The organism is Arenibacter echinorum (assembly GCF_003259375.1).
In the GTDB taxonomy this organism is placed as follows: domain Bacteria; phylum Bacteroidota; class Bacteroidia; order Flavobacteriales; family Flavobacteriaceae; genus Arenibacter; species Arenibacter echinorum.
In genome coordinates, this window is sequence record NZ_QLLN01000007.1 from 1 (window position 1) to 21201 (window position 21201).

General features: G+C 39.5%; 14 protein-coding genes and 1 rRNA gene. 9 read left to right on the forward strand and 6 right to left on the reverse strand.

What is annotated here, in order from left to right:
* The 4 genes from LV92_RS17275 to LV92_RS17290 all read right to left on the reverse strand — a co-directional run.
* Positions 1-239, reverse strand: a 16S ribosomal RNA gene (locus tag LV92_RS17275); the annotation flags it as partial.
* Between the two features lie 347 nt (positions 240-586).
* A complete protein-coding gene (locus LV92_RS17280) occupies positions 587-2578 on the reverse strand; it encodes a putative porin (protein WP_111624862.1) in 1992 nt (663 codons plus the stop codon).
* 233 nt (positions 2579-2811) lie between these two features.
* Complete coding sequence (locus LV92_RS17285; RefSeq protein ID WP_111624863.1) at positions 2812-4263, reverse strand: SusD/RagB family nutrient-binding outer membrane lipoprotein; 1452 nt, start codon at positions 4261-4263, stop codon at positions 2812-2814.
* Positions 4264-4275: 12 nt separating this feature from the next.
* Positions 4276-7542, reverse strand: coding sequence for a SusC/RagA family TonB-linked outer membrane protein (locus LV92_RS17290; protein ID WP_111624864.1), 3267 nt, complete (start codon positions 7540-7542; stop codon positions 4276-4278).
* 523 nt (positions 7543-8065) lie between these two features.
* Between LV92_RS17290 and LV92_RS17295 the strand changes: the two genes are divergently transcribed.
* The 6 genes from LV92_RS17295 (at position 8066) to LV92_RS17320 (ending at position 17365) form a co-directional block, all read left to right on the forward strand.
* Entirely contained in the window at positions 8066-8662 is a 597-nt protein-coding gene (locus LV92_RS17295; protein ID WP_111624865.1) for a ribonuclease HII, read from the forward strand.
* Positions 8663-8691: 29 nt separating this feature from the next.
* On the forward strand, positions 8692-11151 hold the full coding sequence (locus LV92_RS17300) for a ribonuclease HII (RefSeq protein WP_111624866.1): 2460 nt from the start codon (positions 8692-8694) through the stop codon (positions 11149-11151).
* A 318-nt stretch (positions 11152-11469) separates the two neighbouring features.
* The gene (locus LV92_RS17305; protein ID WP_111624867.1) at positions 11470-12822 is read left to right on the forward strand and encodes an OmpA family protein; all 1353 of its coding nucleotides are present in this window, start codon (positions 11470-11472) and stop codon (positions 12820-12822) included.
* A gap of 33 nt (positions 12823-12855) precedes the next feature.
* The gene (locus LV92_RS17310) at positions 12856-13527 is read left to right on the forward strand and encodes a TapB family protein (RefSeq protein ID WP_146613555.1); all 672 of its coding nucleotides are present in this window, start codon (positions 12856-12858) and stop codon (positions 13525-13527) included.
* Positions 13528-13802: 275 nt separating this feature from the next.
* Positions 13803-14405, forward strand: a complete 603-nt coding sequence (locus LV92_RS17315) for a hypothetical protein (protein WP_111624869.1) — start codon at positions 13803-13805, stop codon at positions 14403-14405.
* A gap of 170 nt (positions 14406-14575) precedes the next feature.
* On the forward strand, positions 14576-17365 hold the full coding sequence (locus LV92_RS17320; protein ID WP_111624870.1) for a CHAT domain-containing protein: 2790 nt from the start codon (positions 14576-14578) through the stop codon (positions 17363-17365).
* Here the strand turns inward: LV92_RS17320 and LV92_RS17325 are convergent.
* Complete coding sequence (locus tag LV92_RS17325) at positions 17349-18083, reverse strand: tetratricopeptide repeat protein (protein ID WP_111624871.1); 735 nt, start codon at positions 18081-18083, stop codon at positions 17349-17351. The two genes, LV92_RS17320 and LV92_RS17325, sit on opposite strands and share 17 nt — an antisense overlap.
* 2 nt (positions 18084-18085) lie before the next feature.
* Complete coding sequence (locus LV92_RS17330) at positions 18086-18658, reverse strand: RNA polymerase sigma factor (RefSeq protein ID WP_111625075.1); 573 nt, start codon at positions 18656-18658, stop codon at positions 18086-18088.
* Between the two features lie 247 nt (positions 18659-18905).
* On the opposite strand from LV92_RS17330, the gene LV92_RS17335 reads away from it, so the two are divergent.
* The 3 genes from LV92_RS17335 to LV92_RS17345 all read left to right on the forward strand — a co-directional run bounded on the left by LV92_RS17335 (position 18906) and on the right by LV92_RS17345 (position 21137).
* Positions 18906-19949 (forward strand): Kelch repeat-containing protein, encoded by a 1044-nt coding sequence (locus LV92_RS17335; RefSeq protein ID WP_111624872.1) that lies wholly within the window; start codon positions 18906-18908, stop codon positions 19947-19949.
* A 61-nt stretch (positions 19950-20010) separates the two neighbouring features.
* The gene (locus LV92_RS17340) at positions 20011-20502 is read left to right on the forward strand and encodes a hypothetical protein (protein ID WP_111624873.1); all 492 of its coding nucleotides are present in this window, start codon (positions 20011-20013) and stop codon (positions 20500-20502) included.
* A gap of 236 nt (positions 20503-20738) precedes the next feature.
* Positions 20739-21137 carry a hypothetical protein gene (locus tag LV92_RS17345; protein ID WP_146613556.1) on the forward strand — a complete coding sequence of 133 codons (399 nt, stop codon included), beginning with the start codon at positions 20739-20741 and terminating at the stop codon, positions 21135-21137.
* The last annotated feature ends 64 nt before the right edge of the window (positions 21138-21201 follow it).

Below are 21201 nucleotides of genomic sequence, written 5' to 3' on the forward strand. Positions count from 1 at the left end.
CGCATAGTCATCCTGTACCGTAGCCTTTAATGTATATGTGATGCCACAAATACATACCATGGGGCCTTAATCCAAATTTCTCTGGGCTATTCCCCAGTACAGGGCAGATTCTATACGCGTTGCGCACCCGTGCGCCGGTCGCCGGCGGATAAGCAAGCTTATCCCCGATGCCCCTCGACTTGCATGTGTTAGGCCTGCCGCTAGCGTTCATCCTGAGCCAGGATCAAACTCTTCATCGTTGATTCTTATATAACTTCGATCAACCCATAAAGGCATTTTTCCCGGCCCGTTATTTCGATTTCATTTTCTGTGCCCCCATCCCGTTTCCAGAACCGGGGCACGCTGTCTTTACAATATATCAATGAACTTTTCTACTTATTTTTTACTGTCGCTCTTTCTCTAAGCGGGTGCAAATGTAGGATACTTTTTTTGTTTACGCAAAACCTTTTTCGAATTATTTTTAAAAGATTTTTTAATTAGCTTGTAACAAGCTGATTTGCAGCTAAAATATTTATATAATTTTTTTACGCATTAAAGAATCACCATAGGCAAGGCCGCCAAAAACTCCAGAAATGCATACATAGAACTATGAAAAGAAATTCCAAACCAATCCAAAACGTATCACAAAATCCCTGTAAGGATAATTGGGAGCAGCATAAAAATTATTGCCAGAAGAAAAAGAAGAGTTGAAGTGTTCGGCCTTTAAGAATATCCTGGTTTGCTGCACTCGGGCATTAATAAAAAAGTCCAACATAGGAAATCCTCCCAATTCCTCCTGCCCCTGGGAATAAAATTCTCCCAATACCGGATTATAGGCATCAGCATTATAGGATGTAAAATATTTGAGGGTCACCCCTGTTTGGAAGTATAGGGCCTTTTTAAACCCAAAGTTCGAATAATACAAGGTGTTTCTTGTAACTACTTCCGGCACGTTTAAAACACTATTGCTCTGGGAAACATTTTGATACATTACCGTATTATTGAGCGCAAACCCCTTCCATTTAAATTCCTTTCCATATTTGACCTTTATAATATTAATGGTACTTCCCTCCTGAAAGGGTTTAATAAACGCCTGTTCCTCTCCTTCAACCACAGTTTGTGACGGATCTGAAGCAAAGTAGGTGTAATTGTCCAAAGAAGTGTATTTGGCCATTAAATTGCCAAAAACCTTGGATTCCAGATCAAATTGAAAACCGTTGTTGTTTATCTTATTAAAATCCCCCGTATGTTGCCAGTTGTAATTACTGTAGTCACTTTGATATAACAGGAAGTTAAAATTGGGCATACGCGAAGATGAGTGTATGGAAAATTTAAGCTTATTGTTCTTGTTGATGTCATAACTGGCAAAGGCATCCAATAAGTTTCCGGACAGATCCCCCGAGATATTGGCCTGTGCCGACCCATTCAACTGAAAACCACCAATCTTCTTTACATATTTGGCCCCGGCAGCAATTTCATTGCCCTTAAGCTGGCTTTGGATAAGCTGGGTAGGTGTCTGTAATACCGAATTAAAAAAATAGTTGTACCCGTAATGATTAATAAACCCTGTCAATACACCCAATGTCTTATTGGAGAATTGGGTATAGACGTGATTATAGGTCGTTTTTAAACTCGCTTTATCCGATATACCGGAGTCATAGGCATCTCCAAAATAATCATTTTGGGCGGTTTGTTTATATTGATAGTATTTGGTCTCATAACTAAACTCGTGCCCAAGCGCCAAAGAAGTTGTCCTGGTCTTACCTGAATCTAATTTGCTACCGAATAAAATGTACTGATGATCCAAAAAATACCTTTTTCCCAATAGCCGGTTGCTTGCATCGGAAAAAAGCACATCCAACCGGGATCGATCGCTAAAATCGGAATCACCGGATTCAAACTGTAATTCCTTATTGGACAATCCACCATTTTCCTCAAACAGGGAATTTTGGGCCGCCCCATGTGCTCTTAAGTTATAGCGCTTATCCTTGGATTCATAATTGGCCGTCATCTTAAAATTCCCGGACTCGGCTTCACTATACTGATATTTGCCCAAGGACCTAAAACCTTTAAATGCGATTGAAAAATTTAATCTTGGTGAGGTATTAAAAGCCAATAACGCATCCAATAGCTGTCCTTGCTCAAAAGTGGTCTTAAACATTAGGTCGCTCATAGGGGTCGCCACATTGTAATAATCAATGTCCCTTACTTCCATATAGTTATAATGCTTCGCACTGGCACCCAACTTGGGATAGGTATCCTTTACGTCAAAATTAACTCCCAATTTATTATATGGCTGCCCAACATTGGCAAAAGGCATCAGCTCAAAATCGTCCTTCCTTAAAAAATTGTATTTATACTCCTTCTGAATGGAGATAGTAGTATCCAAAAAAGTCGTATCCCTATCGTAACTTATAATCTTGTAATCCCTAATGGTCACTTCCTGACCCTTATCTTTCCCATTTTTTTTAGGCGGAAGATTTCTGACTTTACGATCCATACCGGCCTCCCCTTCGTTCCTTGAGGGGGGAATTGAATCTTCCTGTGCACTAATGGCCTGACTAAAAAACACTATTAAAAGTGCCAACAAATATCTCATGCTATAAACTTACGTCGACAAAGTTAATTTTTTTGTCCTTAATGAAATGTGAAAGTTTCAAAAACAGAAAATCAACATCTTATCTACCATTCAAATATTAATCCTAACAGCAACTTCTAATTCCTGGATATTGAATTAGCGAACACCAAAACTTAGATCGATCTCAATTCAAGAAACAAAAAAAACCTGCAGGGAATACCTGCAGGTTCTTATACTTATCATTAAAAGCTTTTCTAGTTCAAATCCCAGAACAATTGGGTCTCTGCCTCATCTCCACCAATAGCAGATGCAGCCGAACTATAATTGGCACCATTTAAGGACTGTTCTATAATTGGATAGGTATACCTATTTAGAAAACCGGAAACCGCATCAGCAGGAGTAGCCATAAGTGGATAGTCCAATAATCTTATGGATGTCCAAGCCTCCAAGCCTCTATTATACAATGCAATCCATTTTTGGGTCCCAATCACCTCTTTCCAAGGCGTGGTAGCCGTACTTGCCAAAATAGACAAGTCATAATCTACATTAGGTTGCGCCAAATAATCGGTAGCCTCTTCAGCAGTACCGCCCCAATCAAGGATAGAGGCTGTAATACCGGCATCATAGTGTTCCTTGGCAGTACCTCCTACTTCAAATGACCGCGCTCTTGCTTCGGCCAATAAAAAGCTCACCTCGGAATAATCTAAAATAATACCTGGGAAAGTTGCCTCTTCCAACTGAGCAGAAACGTGGGAATAAGAGGAATAACTGGAAGGCTCTCCAATACCACCTCCCTCGTAGATACCATCACCAGTTGGCATGAAATACAGTGGCAATCTTGGATCGTCCAAAGTATTCATAGCATCTATGATCGTAGCGGCCGCAACAAAATCATTCCTACCACTCAAAACCAAATTATCATAGACCGGATTTGTATTGGGATCGGAACCTAAATATTCGTAAGCTGCATTATCATCATTGCTTGTAAACACCCCAGTTGCAACAGCACTTTCCACGGTAGTTTTGGCGAAGGCCTCATCCACATCGGATAAAAGTATCCCCATTCTCAATTTTAGGGAAGCAGCGAACTTTTTCCACATCGCTACATCACCTTCATATATTCTATCGGCACTACCAAAACTTCCAGTACTCTCATCCAAAGCATTTATAGCAGCGGTCAATCTACCAACTAAATCCTTGTAGATGGTTTCGCCATCGTCATACTTAGGAAGAAGGTTGTCAGCATCCAAAGCTTCGGTATAAGGAACATCCCCAAAAGTTTCCACCAAATTGGCATAAGTATATACATTGAGAATCTCGATAATGATTAGCTTATTAGGCTTTAATGCCTCCAGCTCAGGAGTGGAATAGGTTGTTGCCTCAATAACTATCTTGGCCTCATCCAAATCCTTTAAAACATCTTTGTACATTATGCTCCAGTGTTGTGCAGGAATGGTTCTGGTAACCTGATCATAGTTACTTTCGTCCGTATAGGTGGTTTCCTGTAAATACTGGGCCCATAGTTTAGTATTGTTATTGTTTACATTCAAATCTACCACTTGGTCCACCAAGCTTTTCTGCGCCCCGGTAAACAAACTTTCACCTGGTACAGCCAATGGATCCTTGATGTTCTCGTTCAGACTTTCCAAATCACTGGAACAAGAAGCAAAAATCACGGCAGTAATTAATATTGCTAGTTTTTTCATTTTTATTTTTTTTTAGAATTGTAATTTAAGATTGACACCAAAATCCCTTGTAGTTGGCAATGATCCAACGGAATAACCTTGAAGGTTACCAGCAGACAAACCACTTTCTGGATCTGCATGGGGTAAGTCTTTGTCTATAATCCAAAGGTTTGAACCAATAACGCTTAAACTAGCATTGGTCAAGAACGTATTGGCCAATAATTTGCTAGGCAAATTATAGGTAAGTGCCACTTCACGTAACTTCACATAGCTGGCATCATAGACAAATGCTTTGTCAGGCAAACCTCTTCTGTATCCAAAGGCACCAAATCTGTCGGCCCTAATTCTGGAAGTGTTAGTTGCCCCATCTGGGTTTACACCCTCATTGATAAATCCTCCGCCATCGGCCAAGGTATTCCTTACAGGATTACCCAAATCGTTGATAAACGCTGTTTCTGCATACAAACCAGTAGCAAGTCCATAGTATTGATCCAAGGAGAATATACTACCCCCTTGTTGAATATCGATCAAAAAGCTTAATGAAAATTCTTTGTAGTTGAATTTATTGGAAATCCCCATCAACCAATCTGGATTGGTATCTCCAATATTTTGATCCGATGTGGACGTTTTAACATATTGCCCATCAGCTGGATCAACTACCCTTTCACCATTTAGATAGGTGTAGTCGGTACCATAAATTACTCCATAGGGCTGTCCTACTTCCGCATTAAGGGTTACCCCACCTTGGAAATCTCCCAATTGCAAAGTCTGGATTCCATCTTCCAAGGATACCACCTCGTTCTTATTCTTGGTCCAGTTCACCATGGCAGTCCAAGAGAAGTTATCCGTTCTGACCGGATTTCCAGATATGGAAAGCTCCACACCTTTGTTTTCAATTTCACCTGCATTTAATATCTTTTTCTCATAACCTGTAGCTCTAGATACAGGAACTCCAAAAATTTGATCCACGGAATTGGTTTGGTAGTAAGCAAGATCAAAACTTAACCTATTGCGTAAAAACTTCATTTCCAAACCAAGCTCGAAGCTTTCTGTTTTTTCAGGCTTCAAATTAGGGTTCTTTTTCTCATTGTCAACAGAAGTACTTGGTGCCCCTGGTGGAATGTTTACGTTATAGGTGTCGTAAAGGAAATCGAAAGGTGCACTATTACCTACTTCCGCATAGTTGGCCCTTAATTTACCAAAGGTGATGAAATCAGCATTCAAAAGATTGGTGAAAACAAAACTAGTGGCAATAGAAGGATAGTAAAAAGTACTATTGTCCTCAGGCAATGTAGAAGAGTGATCCCTTCTTATAGTAGCATCCAAGAAAAGTATACTGTTGTAACCCAAAGATGCGCTGGCATAAATACCGTCTATACCAACTCTTTCATCATTTTCAACAGGAAGGGCTAGTGGCCCTGAACTATTCTGCAAAGAATATAGTTTTGGTACGCTCAACCCACCGCTTGTAGCTGAATAAATGGATTGAAATTCGCTCCTTCTAATGTTGGTACCCAATATCCCTTTTAAATTAAATTGATCGGAAAGGTCCTTTTGAAAATTAAACATGAAATCATAATTGGTTTCCGTAACCTCCAGATTTCTTCTTCCGTAACCAGAATCTACATTTCCTCTGTTTCCAGCACTATCAGGAATACCAAAGCTTGTTGGAACACTACCATTGGCCCTTCTCTCTTCCTGTATCTCAGAATAGGTATCGGTTGCTGCCCTTGCAGTAAAGTTCAACCAGTCCGTAAATTTATAATCCAAAGACACATTTCCTATAAAACGATTTCTAGAATCGTTTTGGTAATTCTCGTAACGGGTCCAATAGGGGTTGTCCCAGTAAATCGGCGCCGAACCTGCATCTGTGCTTGCAGGGTTCCAAGTAACGTTTCTTTTGGTGTCAAAATAGATATCCCTTTGATCTTTTAGATCTACGTTGGTTTGCCACCATTGCTTAAAGTTACTCATGATGTTATCACTATAACCGGTTGAGTTACGACCCAATGCCTTGGTGTTGATGTAATTGGCATAACCAGTAACGGTTAAGCGATCCGTTAATGCAAAAGAACCACTCATCGAAAAATTATGCTTTTTAATAGTACTGTTCGGCATTAAACCACTCTGATCGAACTGGGTATAGTTCATTCGAAAAGAACCATCATCGTCATAAGACCTTGCAAAAGAAACCGAATTGGTTGTTGTAACCGGAGTTTCAAAAAATGTTATTGGCCCGTTCTTGGCATTTACCCATGGGGTAGCCGTTCTATAGTTCGGAGAATCTGGATCCAAGGCATCCCATTGGTAGATCATAAGATTTGGATCGAACCTACCGCCATAAGAAGCATCCTCTGTAAATGGCACGGTTAAATCGGCAACCCCGTCACCGGTAACATCCTCCATATTATAAAAATCATCTTCGCCAGGTCCGTAATAAGCACCGTATCCAGCACCGTATTGGTTTTGGTACTTGGCAAAAGTACTTTTATCTATAGAACCTATTGTAATTCCCGAATTAACAGTAACCCCAATTCCTTGGGCATCCTTACCTTTTTTGGTGGTTATCATGATAACCCCGTTGGCAGCCCTTGAACCATATAAGGCAGAAGCAGCCGCTCCTTTTAAAACGTTGACCGACTCAATATCATCAGGGTTTATATCGGAAGCGGTATTTCCATAATCATAATAGTTACCACTTGCTTCACCTTGATACTTGGAATTTGTATTCGTATTGTTTACCGGTACACCATCAATAACGAACAAAGCCTGGTTGCTCCCGGTCAAAGAGGCATTACCTCTAATAACCACGTTGGTGGAACCTCCAAGGTTGTTGTTCTTTCTAATCTGAATACCAGAAGCCTTTCCCGAAAGGGCATTTACAAAGTTTCCGCTTTTCACAGTATTCAAGTCCTCTCCTTGAACCTCTTGTGTAGCATATCCCAAGGATTTTTTATCCCTTGAAATACCCAAAGCCGTTACTACTACTTCCTCCAGTGCTTGGGCATCCTCCTGCATAACAACATCGATTGTGGACGATGCGCCAATTACCTTTGTAACACTCATTTGTCCAATATAACTGAACAATAGAGTTTGCCCTTCACTACCTTGAATGGTATAATTACCATCAAAATCAGTTTGTGTTCCATTAGTGGTCCCTTCGACCAAAATGTTTACTCCAGGCAAGGCCAGACCCAATTGATCGGTCACCGTACCGGAGATTGTTTTTTCCTGTGCGTAGGAAAAACTCATTAATAACCCCATGATCGGAGCTAAAATCCAAGTTAGTTTTGATTTCATTTACTTTTTTTTAAGAATTAGTCAGCCGCAAACTTGTGAAAAATTCCTTAAAAAACCTAAAAAATTTAACAGAAGCATCACTAATTGTTAAACTTACCCCCTATTATTACTAAATTGTTAATATTTTAGTCGTTAATCAATAGTTAATTTAAAGAATTGTGCCAAATTCCTAAAGATTCTTAACCTAAGAATATTCCTACCACATATAATGAATAAATTTTAACAGATTTGAACAAGGCAATAATTCATCCAAAGGACCTTTTTTCTTTAGGCAAATCCTTGACAATCGTTTTTAATGGCCAATTGCCGACTACTTCCTTAACTTCAGGAACACGGACCCACTCGATGACAAAACCATTACATACTTGAGAATTTGTTTCCAACGGGCATTATGCCTTTTATAAATTTTTATATTTGACATTAGTTGGAGAAAAGTATTGGCAATAGGCAGGCTTGTCTTCCGTACATCTATCTAAATTGATGAAGTATTTTCAATTCCATACCACATTAGAACAATACATAAATGTTAAAAGCCTTTTACAAATTTGATTTGGAAGCAGGAACTGATGAAGCCGGTCGTGGGTGTTTGGCAGGACCTGTAACCGCCGCGGCCGTTATTTTACCGAAAGATTTTACGAACGATACCCTTAACGACTCAAAAATTCTGTCCTCTACAAAAAGAGATTTACTTAGGCCAATAATTGAAACAAGTGCTACAAGCTTTGGAATTGCCCAGATTTTTCCGGATGAAATTGACAAAATCAACATATTGAACGCGTCTTTCCTGGCAATGCACAAAGCCTTGGATCAATTAAATACAAACCCCGAATTTATCATTGTGGACGGCAACCGGTTCAACCCCTACCAAAACATCCCCCATGCCTGCATTGTAAAAGGAGACGGCAAATACCTAAGCATTGCCGCCGCTTCCATCTTGGCCAAAACCTTTAGGGACGCTTATATGGAAAAAATTCATTTGGAATATCCCATGTACAATTGGATAAAAAACAAAGGCTATCCCACCATGGAACACAGAGATGCCATACGGAAGTATGGTATTACCAAGTATCATCGAAAAACTTTTAGACAATTACCAGATCAATTCAAACTGGACGTTTAAAAATCCTAAATTTGTTCAAAGCTTTATTTATGAAATTCAAATTACTAGCGGTACTGTTTTTACTATTGATCGGATGCACAGAACAAAGCTCTAAGACCTCACCAATACTCTACTACGTTCCCCAGAACAGTGCCATTGTCATAAAAATAAACGACAAACCCTCTTTTTCCAGTGAACTGGAGAACAGCGACCTCCTCAAAACCTTATCCGCTACAACCACCTATGCCTCCGTACTGGAAAAATTAAAACCCTTAAAATATATCCAGCCCAATGGAGAGAGTATTTTAGCCTTCGTGGAATTGGGAAAGGCAAATTTTGAACTGTTATTAATTGCCCAAAACAGCGATGATCTTTTTCAAATTGGGGAAGGCAGCAATATAGTGGTTGAAAACATAACCTATGAGGGGAAAAGCTTTGACAGTTACAGTGTGGACGGGGCCAATTTCTTTTCCACGGTTTTGGATGACAAAATTATTATAAGCTCCGCGCAAATGCTGATCGAAAATATACTTCGCAATGAAAGGGACCTAGCAGCAGACGAATCCTTGAATAAATTGTATCAAATCGCCAATAATCAGAGTAGTGCCAATATTTTTATAAACACTAATAAAAGTAATCCATTGCTCAACCACATTTTGTCCGACGGACATAAAGTTGATATTTCCAAATTTACGGACTGGGTATCCCTGGATTTTAACACCAACAAGGACCACCTAAAACTAAATGGCATTAGCATGGCCAATGATTCTATTATCAATTATAGTAATCTTTTTAAAAATAGCCATGCCCTAACTCCAAAGACGCCCGCTCTGGCCCCAATGGCCTCCGATGCCATTATGGCCTTTACTTTTGACAATTACGAAAGCTTTGCCCTAAACCAAAAAAGATATTTAGATAGATCCATTGTTATAGATACCACCTTTAAAGCTGTGGAAGAAATTGGATTTGTATACATGAACAAGGAGAAAGCGGTTATTCTCCATACCTATGGTTCCGAGAATATCCTTAACTATCTTGATAAATTGGAAAAAACTTCTGAAGAATACCAAGGCAATGAAATTGTTGGCCTCTCCAAGTCCGATTTCCTTAATCATTATTTCAATCCACTGATACAGGATTTTGAGGCCAATTATTATACTATCATAGAAAACGCGTTTGTGTTCTCTTCAAGTCCGGAGACCTTAAAGACCTTTATTGGAAATTTCAAAAATGTATCCACTTTTGAAAAGACATCGGTTTACAAAACGGCAAAAGAACAATTGGCAGACGAATCCTCCATGCTTTTTGTTTCCAATGCCGATGGGGTTGAATATTTTTTGGACCAGTACATAGACAAGGACATTTCCAAAAACGTTAAAATCAAAGAACTATCCGAGTATTCCTTTGCCGCGCAAATGGTTGCGGATGATAATTTTCATCACACCAATATACTTTTCCAAAAAATTGCCCACGAAACCACGCTCAACAAAACCATTCCCTATTTCACTCTACAGCTGGATACAGAAATAGTGACACCACCACAATTTGTAAAGAACCATAGGACCAATAAGGACGAAATTATAGTTCAGGACCAGGACAACAACCTCTATCTAATCTCTACAGACGGCAAGGTAATATGGAAAAAACAACTAAGTGGTAGAATCCAGGGACGTGTAGAGCAGGTAGACCTGTACAAAAATGGTAGATTGCAACTGGCATTCACTACAGATAACCAATTTATGATAGTGGATAGAAATGGTAAGGATGTGCCCCCCTTTACCTTTACCTACGAAGGAGGCAATTTAAACCCTTTGGCCGTATTTGATTACGACCGCAAAAAGGATTACCGTTTTTTGGTCACCCAGGGAACAAAAATATTTATGTACAATAGCTCGGGCCAGATTGTAAAAGGCTTTAAGTACACCAAGGCAGCAAATCCCATTCTGGGCACACCCAAGCATTTTAGGGTAGGCAAAAAGGATTATTTGGTCATGAAACAGGAAGGTGGCGAACTAAAAATATTGTCCAGAACCGGCGATACACGGGTGAATGTGTCCAACAAAATTAGTTTTTCCGATAATGAAATACTTCTGCATAAAAACAAGTTTACGGTTACCGACACCAAAGGCCATCTATTCCAAATAGATGAAAAAGGCAAAACAACCACCGCAAATCTAAATCTACTCCCAGACCATGGCTTGGATGCCACAAGCAATACCCTGGCCATTATGAACGATAACGTGCTGACCATAAGGAGCAAAAAAGTGGAATTGGATCTTGGGGTATATTCAAAACCGAAGATTTTCTATTTGAACGACAAGATATACATCAGCGTTACGGATATACAGAACCAGAAAATTTATCTTTTCGACAGTCAGGCAGAAGCCATTTCCAACTTTCCAGTTCCCGGGAATTCAAGTATTGATTTAATTGATATGGACAACGACCATAAACTAGAGCTTGTAGCAAAGGATCAGGACAACTCGATCATTGTTTATAAAATAAATTAGTAAAGACAAAGGAGGTAGATATCAAAACTAATCCATAGTCAAGTAAGTTTTTTCTATTATTTCTATAGGAAAAATAATAGTTAAACCTCTCATTAATCCTACACTTCAGGACTTCTCAATACCCTGCCACAGTTCTTTTATTACAAACTTTTTTAATGCAAATGTTAACCATTGGTTTTAACGCACCATTAATACATAAAAACATGCAACATACACACCTAATTAGGCGCAAGCCTGAAATTTTGCTAAATTTAGTTAACCTATTGATCCAAAGTTGATTGTGACAATAACCTTACGAGAACATTAAAAATAAAGATTATGAATCCCTTAAAAGCATTCCCCAAAACAATTCCAGCTATTCTATTGCTTTTCTTTTTTTCCGGAGACCTTCAAGGCCAAATATTGAAAAAATTGGGAAAGCGGGCAGAAAGGGCCGTAGAGCGCACCGTAGAAAATAGGGTAGATAAGGAAGTTACCAAAAAAACCGATGCAGCCTTGGACAGCATTTTGGAGCCCGGCAGTAATGGTCCATCGACTTCACCTGTCCCCAACCCTACTAATGAAGGAGGAAGCAATAATCCTTCAGGCCAAGACAATGCAGGAAATGAAGGCGGAAATTCGGGCAGTGCCACTACCGTTGGCCCAGGTACCGCCAAAACAATTCAAGTATATAGTAAGTTTGATTACGTACCCGGCGACAAACCTTTGTTCTTTGATGACTTCTCGAAGGATTTTATTGGTGACTTCCCATCCAAATGGAATACCAATGGAGGTGGAGAGGTTGTTTCCATAAATGATTCGGGCGAAAAGTGGTTGGAGTTAATTTCGGGATACAACATCTATTTTATTCCAGATACACCAAACCTACCTGAGGAATACACCATTGAGTTTGATGTAATGGCCCTTGGGTTGGATAACAAAACTTCTTCAACAGCATTTCTTAGAGTAGCATTGAGCGATGATGACAAATTTAAGGACGGTGCCAATTTTGTACATGCCCATATTCCTTTTTGCTTATATTCCCCAATAGGCATTACCATGGCCAATCACATTAATAATAAAAGGGAAATTTACAGTGTCGTAAAGGCTGATCTTAGAGATGAAATTGTGGACAGACCACATATTTCCATTGCCGTGAATAAACAGCGGTTTCGCTTATGGGTCAATGAAGAAAAGCATATTGATATCCCCAGGATGGTTCCCCAAGGAGCCGTATTGAACAATTTAAAATTCCATATGAACAATTTTAAAGATGGAAAGGAGCGTATTTTTATCTCCAATCTGAAAGTTGCAGAGGGAGGGGTAGACCTCAGAAGGAAATTGATTTCCGAGGGGGAAGTCTCCACCAATGGCATTCTGTTCGATTCCGGATCGGCCAATATCCAACCACAATCCATGGGGATCATTCGACAAATTTCGCAGGTTTTGCAGGAAGAAAACGGAATGAACCTTATGATAATTGGACATACCGACGCCGATGGCTCGGAAGATGCTAATTTAAGCTTGTCCCAAAAACGCGCTGCGGCGGTAAAGGAAGCCCTGGTAAACGTATATGGTATTGCCGACAACCGTTTGCAAACTCAGGGCAAAGGGGAAAGCGAACCTTTAGGGGACAACAATTCTACAGAGGGCAAAGCGCAGAATAGGCGCGTTGTCTTCAAAAAAATATAATATTTTTAATTAACCCATCCAATAATAAAAATCATGAGAACACTTACCTTAGTTTATAGCTTTTTCCTTGTAACCTCAACAACTTTATCTCAGGATTGTAGCAAATACTTTCCTATGGAGGAAGGCACCAAATTCCAAATTACGAATTATGACAAGAAGGATAAAGTGTCTGGAGTAATGGATTATGTAGTAAAGGAGTTTAGTGGCAATACCGCTACCTTATTCTACGAAATGCACGACGATAAAGGCAAAATGATTTTGAGTTCGGAATATGGAGTCACTTGCACGAATGACGGGATTAAAGTGGATTTCAGCTCCATGATGTCACCAGAGCTCATGGGACAATATAAGGATATGGAGGTGGAAATGACCGGTACTGATCTTTTATACCCTAATAATATCAGTACAGGACAGTCGCTACCCGATGCCGATGTATTAATGACGGTGAAGATGCCACCACTCAACATGAGAATGAATATGAATTTTTTCAACAGAAAAGTAATTGGCAACGAATCCGTAACCACTCCGGCCGGAACTTTCGATTGCTATGTAATTACCTTCGATACCGAGGCTAAAATGGGTGTAAAGATGACGAATAGCAATAAGTTATGGCTCGCCGAAGGTTATGGCATGGTACAACAGGAAACCTACAATAAAAAAGGTGACCTTATGAGCAAGAGCGTGCTTACCAGTTTTGAAAAATGATAGGAACATCTTTTTGAAGGATTACTGCCATGATCGCGCAGGTCGATGAAGAATTGGATTTTTCTAAAGACCAAAAACCTTCGTTCCATGATAACCATTACCTTCTTAATGATTCCGACGAAAACAAGGCATACAAAAATTCGCATGGCAAATATTGGAACAGTATTAAACATAAGCAAGGAAGACATTGAATTTTTGGGGAACCTGGCTAATACACTTATAATCATACCAACTACATAAAAATGAATATATTATAAATATCTAAAACTTGAATTATGAAAAAAAAACCGATCATCATCATTGCATTTGCAGCGCTCCTGATAGCCTCCTGCATAAAAGACTATGTAGGCCATGGAGGCGATAAAATAGAGTTTACCCAGGATAATTATTTATACGAGGGAGATCTTTACCGCATTTACCTGGATCAGGAAATAGCCAAACTAGACGTGACTATTGCGGCCCTTAACGACATCATTGCCAATAATCAGGCCGATCAGACAACACTGAACGATCTTAAGGCAGCGGAAGAGGCCAAGGAGAACTTTGTTTCTGAAATAACTATAATCTTTGACCTGGAGCAAGTGGGGCGCACAATTCCTAGGCCAAGACCACCATGCCCATCACCTCAAAGCTGCGATTTTACGGCCTTCGAATATGTGTTAACCGACAATACCGTTGAGAAATTGGAAATCCTGATCTTAAACGAAAATGGAAAAACCATTGGCGGGGGCGTTATTGATGACTTAAGGCCCCTGTCCGGCACCGGAGGTTTAATTCAATTTAGCAAACTAAGGGTTGATTCCTATAAAGACCCGATCACCATATCGGTGAAGGTTTTCGGTGTAAATGGAAACGATAGAAGCTATAATTTAAAATAGCTGTAATTCCATTAAAAGTACACAACTTGTACAAAGGCTAATCTAAAAAGTGTATTTTTAATTCTTTTGTCATATAGAACGGAATTGAATTGGTAGACCTCATTGGTCTAACGCTCTGCACTCTTCCGAAATTGACAGTAGAATGGACTTTTTAGATTAGCTTCTTTTGTATGAACCGGTATGCTGCCTTTTTCTTAGCACTTTTTTCTCTTGTGGCCTTTGCCCAAAAAGAGTCCTATGATGAACAACTGGACAACTTATTTAACAATGCTTACGAACACCTCTACATAAACAAGGATTCCGCTTACCATTATTTCAAGGAAATTGAGGATTTGGCAGTTAAAAACAACGATTGGGTCACGGTTATTGAAGCCCTGATTAGTTCCAATAGAAATGCAGGTGCTTTTTATGACCTTGACAAACTGAGTGATAATCTGAACATCTTGGATTCCCTTTTTTTAACACACAAGACATATCTGGATTCCCTAAAGGAAAAACGTCTCTTCATAAATTCCTTATTGTACGATAAGGGCAATTACTATTTTCAACTTAATAATTATAGGTCTTCCCGACAAACATTTGGGCAAATTATTGAATCATTGGAGGCCTTACCAGATTCGGAAATGGATGAAGACCTAATAGACCTATTGTCAGTTTCCTATAGCTTTATTGCCAAGATGTACACTGAAGAGGGCAAATATGAACTTGCCCAGCAATATTACGACAAGAACATTAGGTATATCCTTCAAAAAAAACCCGATGACCTAGCTTCCTTGAACACCAATTATAGCCTACTGGCAGAACTGTACGGCAAAAAAGGCCAATACGTAACTTCCACTACATATTTCAAAAGGGCATTGGGATTCTACCTTAATGACCAATCCGGCATTAACGGTATTATTGCAACAGCCCATAATCTCGCGGAAAATTATCTTTCCCTTTCCAAGACCGATAGCGCCCAACATTATCTAAAACTGGCCAAAACATATTTAAACGACACCCATCATTTTGCATCATTTCATCATAGGGTACAAGCCAAATTGGAACAGAAAATGAACCATTTTGATTTGGCGGTCAAGGAACTGAATTTAGCACTTCAATTGGAAAAAAATAAATGGAAGAATGCCAAAAATGAGAGCATGGCCCAGATTTATAATGAAATAGGAGATTTACAGGTCTCATACGGACAATATAGGAGTGCGGTTTCCAATTATAATTTGGGCTTGAATCAAATTGTGGATTTTAGCCAAGATGGAACCATCGCATTAAAACTTCTCAAAAATAAATCCCTGGCACTGAACACCCTAAACTCTAGGGATAATTATAGGACTACCATAGAAACCGTTAAACTAGGCATAAAAACCTTGGACTCCCTAAAACCCACTTTTAGAAGTCAGGCTGACCAATTGTTTCTTATTGAGGATGCCTTTCCCTTATTTGAAGCAGGTATAGAAGCTACTTACCAACTTTACACCTCATCCAGTGACGAACCCTATATCGACCTTGCTTTCAAGTATTCCGAGAAAAGTAAATCTGTCCTATTGCTAGAGGCCCTATTGGGAGCCAAAGCCACAGAATTTGCCGATATACCCGCTGATGTTTTGGAGCGGGAGAGCGAGTTAAAATCTGAAATCACCCATTTGGAGAAACAAATCAAAAATTCCATAGGAGAAAAAACTGAACATCAAGATGCCCTTTTCAATCTAAAGGAAGAATACCGCCAACTAGTAAGGAAATTGGAGACCGATTATAAAAGCTATTACGATCTAAAATACAATACAGCCACTATTGCAATCGAAGAGACTCAACAGGCCTTGGCCAAAAACGAACTTTTAATTTCCTATTTCTATGGCAACAAGGCTATTTATGTTATTTCCTTGGGCAGCAATACTAAGAATTTGATAAAAATACCTATTGATGCAAACCTCGAGGCGGGCATCAAAAAGGTATACAGAATGCTTGCGGATCCAAAATCGGATGTGTCAGTTTTGAGCAAGGCAACCCATAAAATATATGTGCGTTTGCTTGAACCCATCTTAAAATCTGAAAATAAAACGAAACTTATCATTATTACCGATGGCCTATTGAACTATATCCCCTTCGCAGCTTTGAACACCGATCCCGAAGGACTAAGCTATTTGGCCGAAAAGCATGCCATCAGTTATGTAAATTCGGCCACCCTACTTTCGGAACTGCGGCAACGGCAACCAAAAGAACATACCGTTTTGGCCTTTGCCCCAAGTTTTGATGGCACCGTAAGTGTAAGCAATGCAGACAGAGGAAAATTGCTGCCTTTACCAAACAATAAAAAAGAAGTGGAGCAGATATTAACCACCTTTAAAGGCCGTGCCTTTATAGACAAAGAAGCGTCTCTCCCTAACTTTAAATCCCAACTATCCTCTTTCAGGGTGGTTCATTTGGCCACGCACGCCATTTTCGACGACACCGCTCCAGAATATTCCTATTTAGCATTTTCACAGCACGATAACACAACGGAAAACCTTCTCTATGTAGCCGATTTATACAACCTGAAAATAGATGCTGATCTGGTAACCTTAAGTGCTTGCGAAAGTGGTTTGGGAGATCTTAAAAGGGGCGAAGGCTTTATGAGTTTGGCAAGGGGATTCTTCTACAGCGGTGCCGCGAGTATCGCCAGTACCTTATGGAAGATCAATGATGCCAGTACAACTGCTTTAATGCTCGGTTTTTATAATAATCTTTCCGTGGGAGACACCAAGGATGTGGCCTTGCAAAAAGCGCAGATGGGATTTTTGAACATCAACCGTGAAAACGGGTTTTCACATCCTTACTATTGGTCCGGTTTTGTAATATCTGGTAATACCGTACCGCTGTCATTTTCCAATAATTGGATTTGGATATTAATTGGTGTTATCGTTGTGCTTGTGGGTATATTTTTCTTCTTGCGAACTGGAAAAATTAGGCTTAGTCCAATTCCCTGAGCAAAGCTTCGGCCTTTTCCTTATTGTAATCGAAGTCTTGCACATGCCTTTTAAGCGCTGCAACCGCGTTTACCTTATCAGAATCCTTTAGATAGGCAAGTGCCAAATACCAATTGGCCTCAGCTCTAAATACTTCATCGTTCAACATCACGTTCTTTAACAAATCAATGGCCTGGGTATTTTTTCCCAATTGTAAATAGGACAGTGCCTGGTAAAAGTCGCCATGGGATATGCCCCCCATACTTCTAAGTTCTTGGAAGGCAGCTACCGCCTTTTCGTATTCACCAGCCTCATAGGCTGCAAACGCATCCCTTTCCCTTGTTGAATCGCCATCAGCCCTACTTATAGTGTAAACTGTATTGGGGTAACCTTCAAAATTGTCTTGATATAATTCATTGTAATCAGGTCCTGAAAATGATTTGATGCCAATCCAACCCAAACCGATCAATAAGGCTATGGAAGCCGCAATGGACCAATTCTTAAAACGCCATTTTGAAGGTTTACTTTTATCCTTCCCACTAATCTCCCTCTCATAACCTACCAGTTTTTCTTTGAGGTCTTCATTTACATACTCTTTGATGACACGTTTTAGATCTTTTTCAAACTCGAATTGCGCTTTGAAATCCAAATCATTTTTCAATAATTCATCAAAGAGAAGTTGCTCATCGTCCGTGAGCTGGTTCGCAAAATAGTTATATAATAAAAGTTCCTTATCCATAATTATTGGACGTTGTTAGCTTGGATCCGTTCCCTCAAGGTTTTCATACAACGGGATTTTGCCGCTTTTACGACATTTTCACTATTGTAATTTTCAGCCTCCATGATTTCCTGTATAGTGTAACCGCGATAGTAAAAAAGGGTCAACAACTCCTGGCATTGTTTGCCAAGGGTGCCAAAATGTTTTTGTAATAATGTCTGCTCGGTTGTCAACTCTGGTTCTTCCATTTCAAAACCACTTACCAATTCATCTTCCCTACCTACAATTGCTAGGTCGAATTTGGAACTCACCTTTTTCTTATTCTTTTTCATACGATCAAAAATCAAGTATTTGCCAATACCAAAAAGGTAGGTGGCAATACTACTGGTAAAGCTTTCCACTTTACCGTTCATCACATTATCATAGAATATGATATAGGCATCTTGATAAACATCTATATTTTCCTCATCAGATAAATGGTACCTCCGTGCAAAATTTAAGAATTTGTCACGGTTCTCTTCGTAAACCTGTTTCAACGCCTTATCAGAGCCTTTTCTTAGGTCTTCGAGCGTAATTTCGGTTTTTGCTTCTTTCACTTTATGGATGGGGATAAATAAGGTTAACACCTCGCTATGCTAATTTAACATTTTTTAAAAAAAGATGCCTATGAAAACCCTTAAATAGCGCGTACAACTTCCATTTGTAGTATTAGCACTACAAAGAATGCCGCTACTTTACAACAAGAACTAAGTGTTGATAACAAAACACCAAAAAAAAAATTCATCATAACGTTAACCTTTCATTTCCAAACCTATGAAGGGTTAAATATTTAAAACTAAAATCATGAAAACAATCAAAATTTTATACCTGACTTTTGTATTGATCTCCGCAATATCCTGTGATAAGGATTCCGTTGGCGACATCCCTACCGAACCTAAAGAAGTTGAGTCCATTCCCAAAGATGGTGAACTTCCGGCCGAATCTCTCTCACTTACTTTTACCGTTCAGACCCAACAAGACCAAATGGGCGATTTTGCAAAGAATGCCATGGTCGAATTCGATGGCAAGGTATGGTCTGTTGGAGGTATTAACGCCTATTCAACCCCTAATTTATCCAGTGATGTCTGGAGCAGTGAAAACGGGAAAAACTGGATTTCAGTGACCAACGATAAGTTTAGTGAACGTGAAGGCCATACGCTGACCGTATATGACAACAAAATGTGGCTCATTGGAGGTGTAGATGATTCGCACACCCATTTAGGAGAAATATATTTCTCTACCGACGGTGTTAACTGGACCATGGTAACCACCATCAGCCCCACATTAGCCGCCCCGGCCTTCCACAGCACTGTTGTCTTCAACAACAAACTATACGTTATCAGGGATGGCTTTGATGACCATGTCATTGTATTGTCCTCCAGTGATGGCATTAATTGGAATCTTGAAACTGACCATGCTTTTTCCAATAGGGAGGATTTTGAAGCCGTGGTATTTGAAAATGCCATTTATGTAATTGGCGGTAAGCACGTTGATAGTTCATTTAATGAAATATGGAAAAGTACAGATGGCATAGAATGGAATTTGGTTACTCCCAATACCGACATCTTTAGCCCCAGGTATGCACATACGGCAACAGTACACAACAACAAGGTATGGATAGTTGGGGGTGTCACAGGCCCTTATGATGAGACTCATATCGATTTTTGGTTCTCCGAAAACATGGAGGATTGGACAGAATATGATGGTCCCTTACCCACTACAGAAGGTCTTATTCATCATACGGCGCTATCCTATAATGAGGAATTATGGCTTTTTGGAGGACTACAACCAGACGCTTCCGGTGGGGCACCAATAACAGGGGAAATCAGAAGTATAAGCGAAGATTAATACCGGCCGGTTTTAAGCCATTATATAATAAGAACATAAAACAACATTAAACAAATATATCATGAAAACAATATCCACCATTAGAATCAAATTTAAAAATATTTGGACATTAGGACTACTACTCCTTCTTGCAACAACCTTTTTAAGTTGCAACAAAGAAGACGAACCCGAAATTGAAGCCTCCCTTCTGGCAGAGAGTTCACAAGAACTAGTATTGGGCAAATGGTTTGTAGAACTGGCTCAAAGCGATATAGCAAGCCACTGTCTCGAACAGTACTACTTGGATTTCAAGTCCGAAGAAGTTACAAATATGGGAGCACTGGGCTTGATCCATGAACAGACAACAAATTTAGACACGGGCATTTCGTTAACCAAAATTTGTGAGCTGCCCGATGAAACCTCTTATGGGTATTCCTGGACAGGTAACCAAGATCTCAGCATTATGATAGACTCCAGAGAGGCAAGGTTATCCATCATTATGATATCCAACAACCTTCTTATCCTGAACAACGAAACAACCGGAAAAATGCTCGTCATGAAAAGGAGACCTTGACAATCGTCATTTTTAAAGTCGATCACGTTTTTAATCTATTCATCCCTTAATCCTGAAGACGACAGGGGTGGCTCTACTGAGAATCTGATAATTCCAGTCCCGCACTATTTAGGACGAATCTTCGGGGCATTGATATAACTTAAAAGTCCGGTTCTAAACCAGATCACTATTTTTTGCCGAAATGTTAACCTTTAAGGAGTGGGGCCATTAAGATTATAAATACTAAAAACACAATTATGAAAACTATCAAAACTATAATGACATTGGGCCTAATATCAATGTGCATAGCTTGTCAAGGACAGGCAAAACAGGAAAACACCGATAGAAAGGAAGCTCAGAATGTTTCCAAGATGGATACTGCCAAACAGATGAATCTTTTGGATGAACAAGCCAAGATCTTAGGTTCTGTTTTTGGAAATCTTGAAACGGGAGAAAAAAATCCGTTTGAGGGTATTACCAATTATATGGAATTGATTGAAAAAATGGAAGGTCCCGAAGCAGATAAACAGTATTTAAGGGAACAGTACAAATTGTATGACTTGAGTACAGACCCCAAGAAAAAGGAAGAGTTTAAAGTTTTGTTCAATAAAAAACTTAAAGAGGCCATGGACAAAGGCATGACAGAAGAGCAATAAGATAGCGTCTTTAAAAAAAGCCGAAGTAAAAATCTTCGGTTTTTTTATGCTCCAATGTTAACCT